Origin of the sequence: Nocardioides sp. zg-DK7169, from assembly GCF_013155365.1 — a bacterium.
Lineage (GTDB): Bacteria > Actinomycetota > Actinomycetes > Propionibacteriales > Nocardioidaceae > Nocardioides.
Genome location: NZ_JABJRA010000011.1, coordinates 1 through 16,750, shown reverse-complemented (window position 1 = coordinate 16,750; position 16,750 = coordinate 1). Strand labels below are relative to the sequence as shown.

The following is a 16,750-nucleotide window of genomic DNA, read 5'->3' as shown; positions in this document are numbered from 1 at the left end:
GTCACCCACGAACGTTCATTCGATCGTGGCTCAATCGCTCTCGCAGGTGCGCGTCGGTGCGCACAGAGCGAGAGGGAGCATGCAATGAAGAACTCCGTGAGCCGGGTGCGCGCCCGGCGCACGTCACTGGCGGGCGTCGCCCTGGCTGTCGCTGCCGTGGGTTTCAGCCCTGGCGCCGTCGCCAGCCCGGTCTCCGTCGCTCCGGGTGCGGTGCAGAGCGCCGTGGAGCAGACGTACTACACGCCCTTCGTCAACGCCGACACAACGTGGCGCTACCTGGCCACGGGGGTCGATCCGTCCCCGACCGGTGACCGCGACGGATGGGCCCAGCCGGCGTTCGACGACTCCGCCTGGAGCACCGGCAAGGGCGGGTTCGGGGCGAAGTGGGACGGCGCTGCGGAGTCTCCGGTCTTCGAGGCGGGCATGCGCGCGACCACGGTGCTGCCCATGCGCCCGACCGGTGGGGACAACATCCCCACCTACTTCTTCCGTACCGAGTTCCAGGTGAGCGCCGAGCAGCTCGCCACGGGGCAGGACATCGTCTTCGACGGCTACGTCGACGACGCGGCCGTCGTCTTCGTCAACGGCGCCGAGGTCAAGCGCCACCTCGTCGAGGAGACGACGCCCAATGTCGGCTACAACGCCGGCTTCGGTGGCGAGCTGGAGTTCACGATCCCGGCGTCCAGCTTCCGTGCGGGCGCCAACACGATCGCGGTCCGTCTCCACCAGGATCGGGCCACCAGCTCCGACATCTGGTTCTCGCTGGACCACCTCGGTGGCGAGCTCCCGCCCCCGCCTCCCGGTCCCGAGGTCGACGCTCCCAGCCGGGTCATCCTGACCCCGACCGAGACCCCGGCGACGTCGCAGAGCTTCACCTGGCTCGCGGGGCACCCCGAGGTCAGCAACGGTCGTGTCCAGCTGCGCGTCGGCGACGGGCCGATCCGCACGGTCGCGGGTGTGTCCCAGGGCACCGCCGTCAACCAGGCCAACCCGCACTTCTCGGCCACCGTCCGCGGGCTGAAGCCGGCGACGGCGTACACCTATCGCGTCGGCAACCAGGACGCCTGGAGCGCGTGGAAGACGTTCCGGACCGCCGACCCGCACACGGAGGAGTTCGAGTACGTCTACTACGGCGACGCGCAGGTGGGACTCGACTCCACCTGGCCAAAGGTGGTGGAGCTGGCCCAGGAGAAGGCCCCCGACGCGATCGGCTCGGTCCACGCCGGCGACCTGATCGACACCTCCAGCAACAACACCCAGTGGGACCACTGGTTCACGGGCATGGAGGAGGCCGCCGCCACGACCAACGTCTTCGCGGCTCCGGGCAACCACGAGTACTCCGGCGACAAGCTGCTCCGGTCGTGGAAGGCCCACTTCGAGTATCCGGACAACCAGCCGAACACCTCCAGCATCGGCGATCTCGCCCAGCGCAGCGTGGGTGACACCGACGTCGCGCGCCAGTACCAGGCCTACTTCGACCACTGGTCGGACTTCGCCCACGAGACCGTCTACTACAGCGACTACCAGGGCGTCCGATTCATCACGATCAACGCCAGCACCGACTCGACGTTCCTCAGGCCCGACGTGCTGCCGTCCTGCTCCGGTGCGGAATGCCCGTCGACCCGCGTCGCGGCGCTGTGGGTCGAGTACCAGGCGGCGTGGTTGGACCACATCCTCGGCGAGTCCCCGTCCAAGTGGAACGTCGTCACCTTCCACCAGCCGGTCTACTCGGCCTCTGCCGGTCGCGACGAGCCGCACCTGCGTGGACCGTGGGTGCCGGTGTTCCAGAAGCACAACATCGACCTGGTCCAGATGGGCCACGACCACGTCTACGCCCGCGGCTTCAACAACGAGGACAAGACCGACCTCGACGGCGTCACGGACGGTCCGGTCTACATCGTCCAGAACTCCGGGGCCAAGCACTACGACCTGGAGACGGACGCGAAGAACGTCTGGACCAACAACGGGGCCACCCAGGTCCGCAAAGGCGAGGACTTCAGCAGCTTCGCAGTCATCAAGGTGAGCGACGACCAGCTGCACTACACCTCCTACATCGCCGAGCGCACCGCCACGGCGACCACCGACGTCCCGGTCGGCGAGGTGTGGGACGAGTTCGTGGTCACCAAGCACGACGACGGTCGCAAGGTCGTCACGGAGGCCGGCGCACCGATCCCGGAGTTCGAGGACCTCACGCCGGCCCCGGTGATCGTCGAGCAGTCGCCCTCGTCGGTCCGCGCCAAGGTCGGGGGCACCGTGCGGCTCTCGGTCACCGCCGAGGGTGAGGGCGCGCTGACCTACCAGTGGCAGCGCAGCCCGATCGGTCAGGAGAGCTGGACCGACATCGTCAACCAGGACAAGTCCTCGCTCGTGCTCGAGGACGTCACCGCGAACACCGGACGACACCGCTACCGGGTGGCCGTCACCGCGGGCACGCGAACGGTGCACTCGGTGCCGACCACCATCCAGGTCGCGCTGGTCGCCAAGGTCTCGACCGAGGTCACCGTAGGAAAGACCAAGGTTCGCGCCGGCAAGAGGACCACGGTCGTCGTCCGAGCCAGCGTCTCGGGCCGGGTCCGGGTGACGGTCGTCGCGGGAGACAAGAAGCTCACCAGCACCATGTCGGTGAAGGCCGGCCGCAAGGCGACGGTCAAGCTCGGAAAGCTCCCCCGACGTGCTCGCGGGGACCTGGGCGTCGTCACGGTGAAGCTGACGCCGAAGGACGAGTCGCAGTACGCGCCTGCCACGACGGCCAAGGTGGTCCGAGTGAAGCGCTGACCTGCACTCCACACGGACCCGTCACCCGCCTTCGCGGGGGCGGGTCCGTCTGCATGTGGCGGACGGTTCTGCTGCACGAGCAGAGGTCACTCAGCGCATGCTGCACCGAGTCGACCCGCGACCTCCGAGCGTCGAGTCGATACTTGTGACGGTCGAGTCGAGGCCTCAGGCGCGGGTCAGAGTCCGAGCAGCGCGCTGAGCGCCATCGCGTCGTGCGGGGCGAAGCCCTTGGCGTCGTTGTCGAAGTAGACGTAGACGTCCTGCTCTTGCGCCCACTCGCGGCAGCGCGTGGCCCAGCGCTCGAGCGCCTCGGGGGAGTAGCCGCTGGTGTAGAGCTCGGTGTCGCCGTGCAGGCGCACGTAGACCACGTCGCTGGTGACGACCTCGGCCCTGGGGAACCGCCCGGCGGTGTCCGCGACGACGCACCCGATCCCGTGGCGGCGCATCAGGTCGAAGGCCTCGTCGGTGCAGAACGACTCGCTGCGGAACTCCAGCACGTGCCGGATCGGGCGGTCGGCCTCGGCGACGGTGAGGGAGCGGTCCTCGGGCACCTTCGCGTCGTGGTGGCGCGCGAGCTCGGCGGCTTCCAGCGTCGTGCGCGGCAGCAGCCCGAAGAAGTGCTCGAGGCGCTCGGCGTCGAACGGCAGGGTCGCCGGCAGCTGCCAGAGCACCGGGCCGAGCTTGGGGCCGAGCGCGAGCACCCCGGAGGCGAAGAAGTTGGCCAGCGGCACCTCGACGTCGCGGAGCTTCTTCATGTGGGTGATGAACCGGCCGCCCTTGACCGCGAACTCGAAACCGTCCGGGGTCTGCTCGCGCCACGCGGCGTACGACGTGGGGCGCTGGAGGGAGTAGAAGGAGCCGTTGATCTCCACCGAGGTCAGCCGGCTGGCCGCGTGGGCGAGCTCGGCGCGCTGCGGCAGGCCCTTCGGGTAGAAGTCGCCGCGCCACCCGGCGTACGTCCAGCCAGAGATGCCGACCCGGATCCGACCCATGGCGCCACGGTAGCGGCATGGGGAGCGGCGGAGCGGGGCATGGTGCGGGGGTGCCCGACCTCGACCCGACGGTGATCCCGGCGCCCGCGCGGGCGGCCCGGCGGCTGTTGGCGCGCTACCGGGCCAGTGGCGCGGACCTGCCGTACGGCGACCCGCTGCGCGCCCACGGCGTCGCGATGGAGGGCTACTTCTGGCGCTTCACCGACCCGCACACCGGGCGGGTGGTGATCGCGCTGAACGGCGTCAACCGGGCCGCCGACGGGCGCTGGGCGACGCTGGGCCTGGCCGCGCACCCGGGCGGCTTCCTGCGCACCACCGTCCACCCGGAGGCGACGGCGGGACCCGACGGCCTCGGGGCACGCGCCGGCGACGCCTTCCACGGGACTCCCGACGCGCTCCGCGTCGACCTCGGCCCGACGGCACGCCTCGACGTCCGGCTGGAGGACGCGGTCCCGTGGTCGCGGCGCTCCTTCGGCGGGTCAAGCGTCTTCCAGACGGTGCCGGGCCTCAACCAGTACTGGCACCCGTGGCTGCTCGGCGGCCGGGCCCACGGCACGGCGGTGCTCGGCGAGCAGGCCTGGGACCTCGACGGCTGGACGGCGTACGGCGAGAAGAACTGGGGCCGCGGCGGGTTCCCCGACTCCTGGTGGTGGGGCCAGGCGCAGGGCTTCGCCGAGGACGCGGCGTGCGTCGCGTTCGCCGGCGGCCAGGTCAGCGCCGGGCCGCTGCGTACGACGGTGACCGCGGTCGTGGTCCGGCTGCCCGACGGCCGGGTGGTGCGGCTGGGGGATCCGGTGGTCTCGCCGGTGCGCGCGGAGGTCGCCGACGAGCACTGGTCGCTGCGGGGGCGCAGCGCGCGCTGGAGCGTGGAGGTCGAGGGACGCGGCGACCTCGGGCGGGCGCACGTGCTGCCAGTGCCGCTGCCGCTCGAGCGGCGCAACGTCCCGGGCGCGATCGAGCACCTCGCGGCGCAGATGCGGGTCGTGGTGCGACACCGCGGTCGCACGGTGTGGTCGGGGGAGTCGACCCTCGCCGCGCTCGAGCACGGCGGCATCGCGCGGGCCCGTGCGGAGGTGCTGCGCCGAGGCGGCACGGCGACCGACGTGGACGCGGCGCCGGTGGTGCTCGACTAGGCGAGGACGCCCGGCAGGGTCGAGGTCAGGCCGAGGCGATCGCGGAGGCGCTGGTGCTGAGCTCGTCGCGCAGCTGCGGCAGCTGGTCGACCTCGCCGAGGTGGCTGAGGATCCGCTCCTCGGAGTCCGGCCGGGGCACGAGCAGGTAGGCGTGCCAGGTGTCCCCGACGCGGGTGAGCAGCATCTGGTGGTCGCTCGGCACGTCGCCCCCGACAGGCAGCTGCGCCTCGGCCCCGTCCAGCGGGCCCCCGACGATAGGTGAATTTTTCATCGCGGCGAACCTAGCCCACGGGAGCGCTCCCACGGAGCGGATTCGGCCCCGACCCGCCGCGGTCTAGGCCGAACCGCGGGTGGATCAGTCGCCCTTGACGTTGACGATCTGCCGCAGCGTGTGACGGATCTCGACGAGGTCCGCGGCGTCGGCCATCACGACGTCGATGTCCTTGTACGCCGCGGGGATCTCGTCGATGAAGGCCTCGGTGTCGCGGTACTCGATGCCGGTCATGGCCTCGCGCAGCTGGTCGCGGGTGAACTTCCTGCGCGCCGCGTTGCGGGAGTGCTCCCGCCCCGCGCCGTGCGGGGCGCTGTGCAGCGCCAGCGGGTTGCCGCGGCCCTGCACGACGTACGACCGGGTGCCCATCGAGCCGGGGATGAGACCCCACTCGCCCTCCCGCGCCGAGATCGCGCCCTTGCGGGAGAGCCAGACGTCCTTGCCGAAGTGGTGCTCGCGCGCGGTGTAGTTGTGGTGGCAGTTCACCTCCTGCTCGCGCAGGACCGGCTCGCCGAGCCAGTCCTCGAAGCAGGCGACGACGCGGTCCATCATCTCGGCGCGGTTCTGGTAGGCGAACTCCTGCGCCCACCCGAGCTCGGCGAGGTACCGGTCGAACTCCGTCGTTCCCTCGACGAGGTAGGCCAGGTCGCGGTCGGGCAGGGTGATGTGGTGCCGGGCGCAGTAGCGCTGCGCGACCTCGATGTGGTGCTGCGCGATCTTGTTGCCCAGGCCCCGCGACCCGGAGTGCAGGAACAGCCAGACCCGGTCCTCCTCGTCCAGGCTCACCTCGATGAAGTGGTTGCCCGAACCGAGCGTGCCGAGCTGCAGCCGCCAGTTCTTGGCGTACGACGCGGGGTCGAACCCGGCCTGTGCGGCGGCGTCGGCGAGGGTGGCGACCCGCTCCTCGGTGTGGGGCCGGGTGACGGCGCGGTTGTACCTCCCCGCCGACAGCGGGACCGCCGTCTCGATGGCCTCCCGCAGCGGACGCCGGTCCGTGGGCAGGTCCCGGGCGACGTGCTGGGTGCGGACCGCGATCATGCCGCAGCCGATGTCCACCCCCACTGCCGCCGGGATGATCGCGCCAAGGGTCGGGATGACCGACCCGACCGTGGCGCCCTTGCCGAGGTGGGCGTCGGGCATCAGCGCAAGGTGCGGATGGATGAAGGCCATCTCGCTGGTCGTCTGGGCCTGCGCCCGGGTGTTGTCCGCCAGGACCGACGCCCAGCTGAGGAAGCGCGTGCTGATCTCGTCCATGGTGTGATGCGTGCTCCGTTCGGTTCCGGTGAAGCATCCCGGGCGGGTCCAAGCGCCGTCATCCCGTTTTTCGACCCCGCGGCTCCCTGCCTCGCCCGTCCCGGTCCAGCGTCGCACCCGCGTCCCTGGTGCGGCGGCGCCAGCGATACGCTCGGCGCGCTGAGAGCCCGACTTCATCGTCGGTGCTCGCGGGGCGGTAGCTCAGTCGGTTAGAGCAGAGGACTCATAATCCTTGGGTCGTGGGTTCGAGCCCCACCCGCCCTACTCACTCCCGGCGAGGTGGTCACCTTCCTGACCGTGGTCGACATCCACGAGGACGGGTTCCGCGTCTGGCCCGAGGCCGGAGTTCTCAGGAGTCCTGGTCGTCGGGTGGGTGTGCAGTGAGCAGCCGGGTGGCCCCGCGTTCCTTGACGAGGTGGAGCCCGTGCGGCGATCGCCAAAGGTGGGTCGTGGGACCGGTCTTGTCGTAGGTCCAGCCGGTGTGGGTCTTGGCCCGGTGATGTCGGCGGCAGAGCGGTGCGAGGTTGCAGGAGCACGTCGGGCCGCCCGAACCGTGGGCCACGACGTGGTCGGTGTCGCAGCGGCGGGCGGGGCGTTCGCACCATGGGAACGCGCAGCTCGGTTGGGAGAGACGGGTCTGCTCGCTGAGCCGGTCGGGGACGGCGTAGGCGTCGGTGTGGTGGTGGGCGTCGAGGTCGATGACCGGCTTGAGCGTCACCTGGGTGTCGGGTCCGCACCAGTCGCGGACCTGCTCGGTGGAGACGATGGAGCGGGTCTCCTCGACCCGCGCGATGCCCGGCTTCCCGCCGAGGGCCGCTTCGGAGAGGTGCACGTGGATGACGACCTGCCGCGGCTTCACCGCCGCAGTGGTCCCGCCGCCGGCCTCGACCCTCAGGTCGAGGGTCAGCTGGCCCCGGGCCAGTTCGCCGGCGGCCATCGAGCGGCGCACGTCGAGGGACTCCTCCGAGCCCAGCGCGGCGAGCTCTTGGGCTCCCTGCCGGATCGCGGCGTCCAGATCGAGCGCGTCGGCGAGGTCGAGGGTCCCCTCGACCTGCACGGTCCCGTCGAAGTCGACGGCCTCGGTGTGCACGTCGAAGCGGCGCCCGTCGGCGGCCTGGCGGCGCTGCTTCTCGGCACCTTCCGGGTCGAAGGTGACCCGGGCGTGATCGACGAGCCGCTCGATCGCAGCCCAGCCGACGTTGCCGACGACGGCGGCGAGCTGGCGGTCGACGAAGTCGGCGCCGTCCGGCGGGAGCAGCCTCGTCAGCTGCGCCAGGCGCCGGCCCTTCCAGGTCGGGACCGTTCCCGCCTGCACGAGCGCCCAGGTCCGCTTGAGCCGGTGCGCCAGCTCGAGCGCGTCCCCGATGAGCGACCTCGCGGAGTCGGTCGAGAGGCCAAGCGCGGCACCGAGCTCCATCGGCGCGAACTCCGCGACCAGGGGAGCTCCTTCACCTGCCAGCGGGACCGCGATCTCGGCGAAGATCAGCCCGGCAGTCCCGTTCGTCGAGCCTGTCGAGGCCCCGTCCGAGATCGACTCCTCGGGGTGCATCGCCGCCCATAGGAGCGCGGCCTCCAGGACCTTGACCTCCGCGGCCTGGGCCGCAGCCCGCTGCGCCTGTGCGAAGGCCAGCACGGCGGCTGGGGTGTCGCAGTCGGGGAGTTCGGGGGAGGCCATGCCTCAGTCTAGTCGAACATGTGTTCGAGAACAAGCGGGTTCCCCAGGAGTCTCGACAAGCTCGAGCAACGGCCTGCTCGACCGGCGGTCTCCTCCACCGAACGCCACGGGCCGGGCCGGTCCCCCGGGGGACCGGCCCGGCCCGTGGGCTGGTGCGGTGGAGGCTGGTCAGTCGTCGCTGGACCAGAAGTCCCGCCACGTCTGCCACCGCTCCGGCAGGTCCGCTCGGCTGATGAACGGGTTGCCGGGGAAGTGGAAGCGGCCGGGTGCGGCGAGCGGGCTCGCCGCGACGTCGGCGGCGTAGAAGACGTGCGTGCTGCGGGACTTGAAGTACCACTGCCCGTCGCGGCGCTCGTAGCGGTCCCAGTACTGCATCGGCATCACGATCCACTCGCCGTCGACCTCGTGCTCGGGGCGGCAGTAGACCACCCCGGTCGCGTGGTCGGGGTCGGTGAACTCGATCGTGTGGTTGGCGACCAGGTGGAAGGTGATGCCGTAGGGACGCAGCACCGGGTCGTACCACTGCGCCAGCGCCTCCCGGCCGACCCGGCCGTCATGGGTGGTGACGTCCTCGACGAACAGGCCCGCCAGACCGTCGACGTCCCGGCTGTCGAGGGCCTGGGCGTAGCGGTAGGCGAGCTGGCGGATCTGCTCGGTCGACTCGATCCGGTCGATCCGCGCCGCCAGGTCACCCAACCCGCCCGGGCCGCCCTGCTCTCCGGTCACTCCTGCGCGCCCGCCGCCGCGTCGAGCAGCTCGCGCGGCAGCGGCGCCGGCTCGGCGTACGTCGTCCCGGGGAGCTCGCCGGCCCGGTCGGCCGCGACGATGGACGCCCGCAGCCGGCCGCAGGTCGGGACGAGTGCGGTCCCGCCCGCCCCGGTCGCGCCCTCGCGGATCTCGGGGCAGGTGCCCGCGTCCTGCAACCACTGCACGCTGGTGTGGATCGGGCTGTACTTCTCCACCAGCACGCGGTTGCCGCAGTTCTGGCAGCTGATCTGCTTCACGGCTCCTCCGTCCGAAGGCTCGACTCGGTGGTCACGGCGCTCAACTGAACGCCGCGAGCGGCTCGGAGCCCGACCAGTCGTGACCCCAGTAGCTGTCGGCGGTGATCTCCTCGGCCGTGTAGTGGGACTCATCGACGAGGATCCCCTCGCAGCCGTACTCCACGTCCCAGCCGCCGGGGGCGCGCACGTAGAACGACACCATCTTGTCGTTCGTGTGACGGCCCAGCGTCGAGGAGAGCGAGTAGCCCGCCTTGTTCGAGCGGTCCAGCGCCCGGCCGACGCTGTCGAGGGAGTCCACCTCCACCATGATGTGGATCAGCGAGGGCGCCTTCATGGCCGGCGCCGGGCACAGGGCCAGGCTGTGGTGGCGCTGGTTGACGCCGATGAACCGGATCCGCTGGGTGGGGACGCCGGGCGGGGTGTCGAGCTTCATCGCACCGCGCGGCAGGAACTCCAAGGTGTCGAGGTAGAGCTTCTGCGAGGCCTCGATGTCCGTGGTCGGCAGCACGATGTGCCCCAGGCCCAGGCCCGAGGTCACGAAGCGGCTGCCGTGGCGGGTCACCAGCGGCGAGTGGTCCAGCACGGGGCCGAAGAAGACCTCGACCTGGAGACCGGAGGGGTCGGTGAAGGCGATCGCCTCCTCGACCCGGCGCACGTCGGCCTCCTCGGCGCTCAGCCGCTTGGGCGCGTAGCCCGCGTCGGCCAGCGTCTTCTCGACCCGGGCCAGCGCCAGGTGGTCGCGGACCTCCCAACCGACGGTCTGCACGCCGTCGCTGTCGCCGGGGCGCACCACGATGCGGGCGGCGCGCTCGTCCATCCGCAGGTACAGCGCGTCCGGGTCCGGGCCGCTGCCCTCACCGAAGCTGAGCACGTCGAAGGCGAAGTCGCGCCAGCGCTCCATGTCGGTGGCGGCCACGGTCACGTATCCGAGGGCACGGATCTCTCTCATCTGCATGTCTCCTTGCAAGTCACGGGTGGGTCGGGCGTGTGCCCGGGCGGGGCGAGGCTCAGATCAGGGCGCGCAGTGCGCCCTGCGGCTCCACGCCCATGTGGGTCAGCGCGTTGGCGTGGTACGTCGGGCCCGGGATGTTGATGGCGTGGTTGAGGCCGGCGTGGGCGTCGCGCCAGAACCGCTGCAGCGGGTGGTCCATGCGCAGCGCGGTGCCGCCGGAGCGGGCGAAGATGCGGTCGACGGCGTCGACGGCGCGGTGTGCCGCCCGCACCTGGGCCAGCCGGCCGAGGGCGCGGGTCTCGAAGGACACCTCGCGACCGGAGTCGACGATGTCCCACAGCCGGTTGATGTTGCCGAGGATCTCGCCGCGGGCGGCGTGGATGTCGGCGGCCGCCTCGCCCAGGGCGGAGAGGGTGTAGGGGTCCTCCCTGACCACGGTGCCGTGGGCGTTGATCCGGTCGCGCTGGTAACCCAGCGCCGTCTCGAGCGCGCCCTCGGCGATGCCGATGATCGCGGAGGTGATGCCGGCGGGGAAGGTGCACGACCAGGGCATCTTGTACAGCGTCTCGTCGCGGCCGGCCTTGCGCACCGCGGTGCCGTCGATCACCTCGTCGCAGTCCATGACCCGGTAGGCCGGCACGTAGGCGTCGCGGACGATGACGTCCTTGGAGCCGGTGCCGCGCAGGCCCACGGTGTTCCAGGAGTCCTCGACGATCTCGTAGTCGCTGCGCGGCAGGATGACGTGGACCATCTTGGGCGGGTTGATCACCTCGCCGTCCGTGCCGGCGAGCAGGCCACCGAGGAAGATCCACTGGCAGTGGTCGGTGCCCGACGAGAACTGCCAGCGGCCGGAGAAGCGGAAGCCGTCCTCGCCCTCGGGGACCAGCCGCCCGTTGGGCTGGTACGGCGAGGCGAGCCAGGTGTCCTGGTCCTCGCCCCACACCTCCTCCCGCACCCGCGGGTCGGCGAAGGCGAGCTGCCAGGGGTGGACGCCGACGATGCCCTGCACCCAGCCCGCGGAGCCGAAGATCTTGGCGGTCCCCATCACGGTCTCGGCGAACTCGGCGAGGTGGGTCTCCTGGCCGCCGTACTCCTTCGGCTGGAGCATCCGGATGGCGCCGGAGCTGCGCAGGAGGGCCGCGGTCTCGTCGGGGAGCCGGCACAGCTGCTCGGACTCCTCGGCCTGCTCACGCAGCTTGTCTGCGTGGTCGATCATCTGACGTCGGACGTCGTTCATCGTGGGTGTTCCTTCTGCTGGGTGCGGCTCAGGCGCCGGCGGTGGCGGTGGACGACGACTCGACGCGGCTCTCGGCCTCCCAGGTCTCGACCGCGTAGTCGCAGTCGACCTCGAACTCGAAGCGCTTGGTCATGTCCGGCGTGACGTCCTCGACGTCGACGTAGAACTGCTGGTACCAGCGACGCAGCTGGTAGACCGGCCCGTCCTCCTCGGTGAGGAGCGGGTTCTCGATGCGGGTCTTGTGCTTCCAGACCTCGACGTCCTGGAGGAACTGCACCTCGAGGCCGTCGACGAAGGTCTGGCCCATCGCCTGGGCGTCCTCGTCCGACATGCCCGGCAGCTTCTCCACGATGATCCCGTACTGGAGCAGGAAGGAGTTCTCGCTGATCGGGTAGTGGCAGTTGACCAGCTTGGCCTCGATGACCTGCTCGTCGGCCTCGGTCCAGATCGTGTCGAGCATGAACGAGGGGCCGAAGTAGCTGGCCTCGGAGCGGGTGACGGCGTCCGGCAGGTCCATCTGCACTCCGGTCTTGATGTCCTCGCGGCCGGTGGAGTTCATGTACTGGCTGGCCACGTGGCCCTCGAAGACGTTCTTGAAGTACCGCGGGATCTGGTAGTGCACGTAGAAGAAGTGCGCCATGTCCACGACGTTGTCGACGATCTCGCGGCAGTGCGCGCCCTCGACCAGGTAGGACTTCCACGACCAGGCGGTCCACTTGCCGGCGTCGTAGTCGGGGATCTCGGGGATCGTCACGTCCGCCGGCGGCGGATTGCCCTGCGGGTCGTTCCAGCAGAACAGCAGGCCGTTCTTCTCCATGGTGATCCAGCGCAGCGTGCGGGCGCGCAGCGGCGTACGACGGGCGTAGGGCACCTTGGTGCAGCGGCCCTCGCCGTTCCAGCGCCAGTCGTGGAACGGGCAGGCGATCTCGTTGCCCTTGATCTCGCCGTGGGCGAGGTTGCCGCCCATGTGGCGGCAGAACGCGTCGAGCATGTGGATCTCGCCGTCCTCGCCGGCGAACACGACGGCCGTCTGGCCGAAGATCTTCAGCTCGTGCGGCTTGCCGTCGCGGAAGTCGTCCGCCAGCCCGAGGCAGTGCCATCCGCGGGCGAAGCGGGAGTAGCCGTCGCCGGTCTCGATGAACCGGATCTCGTCGCTGGGGGTGGTGGCGCTCATGCCTACCTCCTGGGTAGTGGTGCTGGATCGAAAGAGGGGGAAACAGAGGGGAACGCAGCGGGCAGCCCGAGACGCCCGTACGCAGCGACACCATCCGTGACGCCCGTCACCCGGCTCGAACGGCGCTCCCGCGAATCGGGAGTCGCCCGAAGAGCTGCCCGTGAGGTGGCGGCTGCTCAGGCCGGAGGTGCGGCCGCCGCGGCGCGCACGGCGGGTGCGACGGTGCCGAGCAGGAGCGAGAGGTGCTCGGTCACGATGTCGTCGGGCATCCCGGCGACGCTGGCCCAGCAGTAGACGTGGCGCGCCGGGATCCCGGACGTACGCCGCTGGATGGTCGCCGTGGCCTCCTGCGGCGTGAGCACGCTGAGGCCCGGGATCCGGCCCGGTCCGCGGGTGTCGGCGGCCACCTCCTCGACCGCGAGGTCCCGGACGGCGCCGCCCGGTCCGGCCGCCATCCGGCGGTAGGAGTTCAGCTGGTGCACGAAGTGCGGCAGCACCCGGGCCAGGGTCCGCTCCGGGTCCTCGGCCACGATCAGGTCGAGCAACCCGCCCATCCGCGCGGTCGACGGGTCATGCCCGCCCTCGGCCAGCCCGGCGGCGTACGGCTCCAGGAGGCGGCGGTCGAGTGACAGCAGGCCGGTGCCCATCCGGCCGGCCCGGCGCGCGCCCTGCGGGCCCTGGTAGCCCAGCCAGACCGGCGGCGGCTGCTGCACCGGGCCGGGGCTCACCACACCGAGCAGGCGCTGCACCTCGCGGACCGCGTCGTCGGTGAGGCGGTAGCGCTGCGCGAGCTCGTGGCCGAACGCGGCGTACTCGTGTGCGACGAAGCCGGCGCCGATGCCCAGCTCGAGACGCCCGGCGGAGACGAGGTCGACGACGGCGGCCTCCTCGGCGAGGTGGCGGGGGTGTCGCAGCGCCGCCAGCACGACGGCGGTCCCGATCCGCACCCGCGACGTGCGGGCCGCGGCCGCGGCGGCGAAGGTGAGCGGCTGAGAGAGGTAGCCGTCGTCGACGTCGTGGTGCTCGGTGAACCAGACGGCGTCGGCACCCTGGTGCTCGGCCTCCGCGATCAGGTCCAGCTGGCGGCGGTAGTGATCCGGCCAGGGGCGGCGCCAGCGCTCGGGGTTGCGCAGGTCGAGGAAGAGCCCGATCCCCGGTGCGCCGGACCCGCTGCTCACCGTGCCGGCCCGGGCGCCCCGGGGGCGGTGGCGGCGAAGGCGCCGCGGAAGAAGACCATCGGCGCGCCGTCGCCGACCCACTCCAGCTCGTCGACGGCGCCGATCACGACGTCGTGGTCGCCGGCGCGGTGCACGGCGTCGATGGAGCAGTGCACCCGGGCGAGGACCCCCGGCAGGCTCGGGGTGCCCCACCGCGACGGGGACCAGTCCAGGGCCTCGAAGCGCCGCCCGGTGTGCGAGCCGAACCGGGCGCACAGGTCGTCCTGGTCCTCGGCGAGGACGTTGACGCTGAACCGGCCACCGCGCCGGATGCGGGGCCAGCTGGTGCCGCCGTGCCCGGCGCAGAACAGCACCAGCGGGGGGTCCAGGGAGACGGAGGCGAACGACTGGCAGGCGAAGCCGACGGCCTCGCCCTCGTCGAGCCCGGTCACCACCGTCACGCCGCTCGCGAACTGCCCGAGCACCCGGCGCATCTCCGCCGAGCCGGGCCGGGCGACGAGCGCGGCCCCGTCCGGGACGGGCGGCAGGGCGGGGGAGACGAGGGGGTCGGGGGCGGTCGCCTGGATGGTCATCGTGCTGTCCTCCGAGGGGGTCAGGTGCGTCGGCGGCGTGGGCCGTCGACGCCGTTCGACGGCGTGAGCGGAGTCGCACGCTAGGACCTGGGAGCCGGGCCCGCCGTGGCCCGGCTCCCGATGATCGGGAGCCGGTTGTTTGCGCCGCGATGTGACGGACGTCAAACTGCTCGGGCCGCTTGTCATGACCCCCCGGAGGCATCGATGCACCCTGCCCGCTCCGCCTCGGCGAGCACCACGAGCGACACGATGATCGTGCGGATGACGCGCGTCCTCGAGTCCTTCGACCGCTGGGGAACCCGGCTCTCGCTGGAGGAGATCGGCACCCGCGCGCGGTTGCCGCGCTCCAGCTGCCACCGGATCCTGGAGCAGCTCGTGCAGCTCGGGTGGGTACGCCGGCACACGACCGGCTACTCCCTGGGCCACCGCGCCGCGAGCATCGGGTCGCGCGGTCCCAGCCGGGAGCAGGTGCGCGAGGCCGCGGCGCCGGTCCTGCTGGACCTGCACGTGCGCACCGGGCTGGTGGTGCACCTGTGCATGCTCGAGGGCCCGGAGGTGCTGTTCCTCGACAAGCTCGGCGGCGCCTACGCCCTCACCCTGCCCTCCGACGTGGGCAGCCGGTGGTGGGTCACGAACGCCACGATCGGCAAGACGATCCTCGCCTGGTTGCCGCCCGAGGAGGTCGACTCGCTGCTCGGCGAGTGTGCGGCCCCTGGCGGCATCGACGGTGACGACCCGGCGCTGCTGCACGCGGAGCTCGCGGAGATCCGGCGTCGCGGGGTCGGCTACGAGCGCGGCCTCGGCATGCCCGGGGTCGGGGGCGTGGCGGCGCCGATCCTGACTGCGGACGGGCCGGTCGCGGCCCTGTCGGCGGTGGGGCCGCTGGAGCGGGTGGACTTCGAGCGGCTGGCGCCGCTGGTGCGGCACGCGGGCAGGCAGACCTCCGAGGCGCTGCAGTCCCGGATGCGCGAGGAGTCCGACCCCCTGGAGCCCATCCCGTACCGCAAGCTCGGCCCGACCCGGGGCTGGCTGGGCGGTCGACCGGTCGGACGCTGCTGCGGCAAGCAGGAGGTCTGCGACCGGCTTTGGGCCTCTGGCGAGGTCCGCCGCGACGACGAGACCTGCGCCTGACGCGCCGTGCGCGGCGCGCGGCCCGGTCCGCCGCCCCGGATCGCGAGGGTGCCCCTGCCGCCGGACGGCCCCGGTCGGGGCCGTCCGGCACGGCTCACCGCGAGGGCTCGGGCAGCGTGCAGTCGACCTTCGGGTTGACCCCGACGTAGTTCAGCGGACCTGCGACCACCGTGAGGACGGTGTCACCGGCGTTGGTGCAGCTGACGTCGCGGTCGTCGCCGAAGTAGCCGCGCTGCCAGGCGGCGAGGGCCCCGATGGCCAGCCAGGCCAGGACGATCAGGGTCACGATGAACTTCATGCTTCCTCCTTCGGGAGGCGCCCGGGGCAGGCGCTCGCCGCGCCAGTACCCAACCCGGCTGCTTGGCGGTCCGGCTCAGGAGCGAGGGGGCTGGTAGGAGGCCTGGAAGGCGAGCAGGTCCTCGACTCCGCGCGCCAGCGCGGCGTCGAGACGGTCGATCAGGGGGAGTGCGCCCTCGGTGCTGCCCTCGCTGGCCAGCAGCTCGAGGCGGCGCGCCGCCGCACCGACGTAGTTCACCCCGAGGTTGAGGCTGTTGCCCACCATCTTGTGGGTCACCGCCCGCAGCTCCTCGTGGTCCCCGCGCTGCGCCGCGTCCCGGACCGTGCCCCCCGCGGTCTGGGCGGTGGTGACGAAGTTGGCGATCGCCCGGTCCAGGTAGGTCGTGTCGCCGGGGTCGAGGTCGCGCAGCATCTCGAGTCGTGCGAGGTCGAGGCCGTCCTCGGGGATCTGGTCGGGCACGGTGCCTCCTGGGGGGGAGAGGGTGGGAACAGCGGCCAGCTCGAGCGCTGGGCGGCCGGGGGGTGCGCCGCCCCACCCTAGGGGGGTCACCCCTCGTCGGCGACCAGCAGGCGCGAGCCGTCGTGGACCAGCTGCAGGCTCACCGTCTCGGTCCGGCTCCCGCCGCCCTCGAGGTCGTAGGTGTAGGTGTAGGTCACCCGCATCGACTCGGGATCGGCCTCGGTGACCTCGACGTCGCGCACGGAGACGACCCCGCCCCAGAACCCGTCGTACCCCGGACGGCCCTGGCTGGCCTCCTGGAAGGCCGGGGTCAGCATCGCGAAGCCGGCGGCCGGGTCACTCGCCGCCTGCTGCAGGTAGTAGGTGACGAAGGCGCGCAGATCCTCTGCGGTGGGCGTGCTCGGCTCCGGGGACGGCGGGGGCTTCGCGGTCGTGCCCGGCGTGGCGGACCCGGCGGGCTCCGCGCCGCGGTCGGTGCCGATCGCCAGCGCGACCACGGACAGCAGCGCGACGACGGCGACCCCGAGCAACGCCGGGACCCACCTGCCGCGGCGCCGGCGTCGCGACCCGGCCGAGGCGGCGGCCGGCGCAGCGGCGGCCACGCGCGGCACCGCCCGGGTGGAGCGGCCGCGGCCGCTCGGTGCC

The 16,750-nt window shown here is 71.9% G+C and carries 17 protein-coding genes and 1 tRNA gene; 4 read left to right on the top strand and 14 right to left on the bottom strand.

Translation table 11 applies throughout. From position 1 onward, the window contains the following. Positions 1-84 precede the first annotated feature (84 nt). Positions 85-2,775 carry a fibronectin type III domain-containing protein gene (locus HOQ23_RS16170; protein ID WP_172215703.1) on the top strand — a complete coding sequence of 897 codons (2,691 nt, stop codon included), beginning with the start codon at positions 85-87 and terminating at the stop codon, positions 2,773-2,775. 176 nt (positions 2,776-2,951) lie between these two features. Here HOQ23_RS16170 and HOQ23_RS16165 read toward each other — a convergent pair whose 3' ends face one another. After that, entirely contained in the window at positions 2,952-3,767 is an 816-nt protein-coding gene (locus HOQ23_RS16165) for a DUF72 domain-containing protein (RefSeq protein WP_172215701.1), read from the bottom strand. A gap of 50 nt (positions 3,768-3,817) precedes the next feature. Here HOQ23_RS16165 and HOQ23_RS16160 point away from each other — a divergent pair, with 50 nt between their 5' ends. Continuing rightward, positions 3,818-4,900 carry a tocopherol cyclase family protein gene (locus HOQ23_RS16160; RefSeq protein WP_216654320.1) on the top strand — a complete coding sequence of 361 codons (1,083 nt, stop codon included), beginning with the start codon at positions 3,818-3,820 and terminating at the stop codon, positions 4,898-4,900. 25 nt (positions 4,901-4,925) lie between these two features. On the opposite strand, the gene HOQ23_RS16155 is transcribed toward HOQ23_RS16160, so the two are convergent. Beyond that, complete coding sequence (locus tag HOQ23_RS16155) at positions 4,926-5,171, bottom strand: hypothetical protein (protein WP_172215697.1); 246 nt, start codon at positions 5,169-5,171, stop codon at positions 4,926-4,928. Positions 5,172-5,255: 84 nt separating this feature from the next. After that, on the bottom strand, positions 5,256-6,425 hold the full coding sequence (locus HOQ23_RS16150) for an RtcB family protein (protein WP_172215695.1): 1,170 nt from the start codon (positions 6,423-6,425) through the stop codon (positions 5,256-5,258). Between the two features lie 190 nt (positions 6,426-6,615). Here HOQ23_RS16150 and HOQ23_RS16145 point away from each other — a divergent pair. After that, a tRNA-Ile gene (locus tag HOQ23_RS16145) sits at positions 6,616-6,689 on the top strand. An 85-nt stretch (positions 6,690-6,774) separates the two neighbouring features. On the opposite strand, the gene HOQ23_RS16140 is transcribed toward HOQ23_RS16145, so the two are convergent. From HOQ23_RS16140 to HOQ23_RS16105, 8 genes are all read right to left on the bottom strand, one after another. Further along, a complete protein-coding gene (locus HOQ23_RS16140; RefSeq protein WP_172215693.1) occupies positions 6,775-8,100 on the bottom strand; it encodes an HNH endonuclease signature motif containing protein in 1,326 nt (441 codons plus the stop codon). 168 nt (positions 8,101-8,268) lie between these two features. Continuing rightward, entirely contained in the window at positions 8,269-8,826 is a 558-nt protein-coding gene (locus tag HOQ23_RS16135) for a nuclear transport factor 2 family protein (RefSeq protein ID WP_172215691.1), read from the bottom strand. Next, on the bottom strand, positions 8,823-9,104 hold the full coding sequence (locus tag HOQ23_RS16130) for a hypothetical protein (RefSeq protein ID WP_172215668.1): 282 nt from the start codon (positions 9,102-9,104) through the stop codon (positions 8,823-8,825). The genes HOQ23_RS16135 and HOQ23_RS16130 overlap by 4 nt, the downstream gene beginning before the upstream one ends. Positions 9,105-9,144: 40 nt before the next feature. Beyond that, positions 9,145-10,053 (bottom strand): VOC family protein, encoded by a 909-nt coding sequence (locus HOQ23_RS16125; protein WP_172215666.1) that lies wholly within the window; start codon positions 10,051-10,053, stop codon positions 9,145-9,147. A gap of 58 nt (positions 10,054-10,111) precedes the next feature. Further along, positions 10,112-11,293 carry an acyl-CoA dehydrogenase family protein gene (locus HOQ23_RS16120; protein ID WP_172215664.1) on the bottom strand — a complete coding sequence of 394 codons (1,182 nt, stop codon included), beginning with the start codon at positions 11,291-11,293 and terminating at the stop codon, positions 10,112-10,114. 28 nt (positions 11,294-11,321) lie between these two features. Further along, positions 11,322-12,467, bottom strand: coding sequence for a Rieske 2Fe-2S domain-containing protein (locus HOQ23_RS16115; RefSeq protein WP_172215662.1), 1,146 nt, complete (start codon positions 12,465-12,467; stop codon positions 11,322-11,324). Positions 12,468-12,643: 176 nt separating this feature from the next. Beyond that, positions 12,644-13,645 (bottom strand): LLM class flavin-dependent oxidoreductase, encoded by a 1,002-nt coding sequence (locus HOQ23_RS16110; RefSeq protein ID WP_216654319.1) that lies wholly within the window; start codon positions 13,643-13,645, stop codon positions 12,644-12,646. After that, entirely contained in the window at positions 13,642-14,217 is a 576-nt protein-coding gene (locus HOQ23_RS16105; RefSeq protein ID WP_172215660.1) for a flavin reductase family protein, read from the bottom strand. The genes HOQ23_RS16110 and HOQ23_RS16105 overlap by 4 nt, the downstream gene beginning before the upstream one ends. Positions 14,218-14,421: 204 nt before the next feature. Here HOQ23_RS16105 and HOQ23_RS16100 point away from each other — a divergent pair, with 204 nt between their 5' ends. Continuing rightward, entirely contained in the window at positions 14,422-15,348 is a 927-nt protein-coding gene (locus HOQ23_RS16100) for an IclR family transcriptional regulator (RefSeq protein ID WP_172215658.1), read from the top strand. A 94-nt stretch (positions 15,349-15,442) separates the two neighbouring features. On the opposite strand, the gene HOQ23_RS16095 is transcribed toward HOQ23_RS16100, so the two are convergent. The 3 genes from HOQ23_RS16095 to HOQ23_RS16085 all read right to left on the bottom strand — a co-directional run. After that, positions 15,443-15,646: a hypothetical protein gene (locus tag HOQ23_RS16095; protein ID WP_172215656.1), complete on the bottom strand. Its 204-nt coding sequence runs from the start codon at positions 15,644-15,646 to the stop codon at positions 15,443-15,445. Positions 15,647-15,721: 75 nt separating this feature from the next. After that, positions 15,722-16,105, bottom strand: coding sequence for an Hpt domain-containing protein (locus tag HOQ23_RS16090; RefSeq protein WP_172215654.1), 384 nt, complete (start codon positions 16,103-16,105; stop codon positions 15,722-15,724). A gap of 86 nt (positions 16,106-16,191) precedes the next feature. Continuing rightward, positions 16,192-16,750: hypothetical protein (locus HOQ23_RS16085; protein ID WP_216654318.1), on the bottom strand; the 559-nt coding region annotated here is incomplete at its 5' end.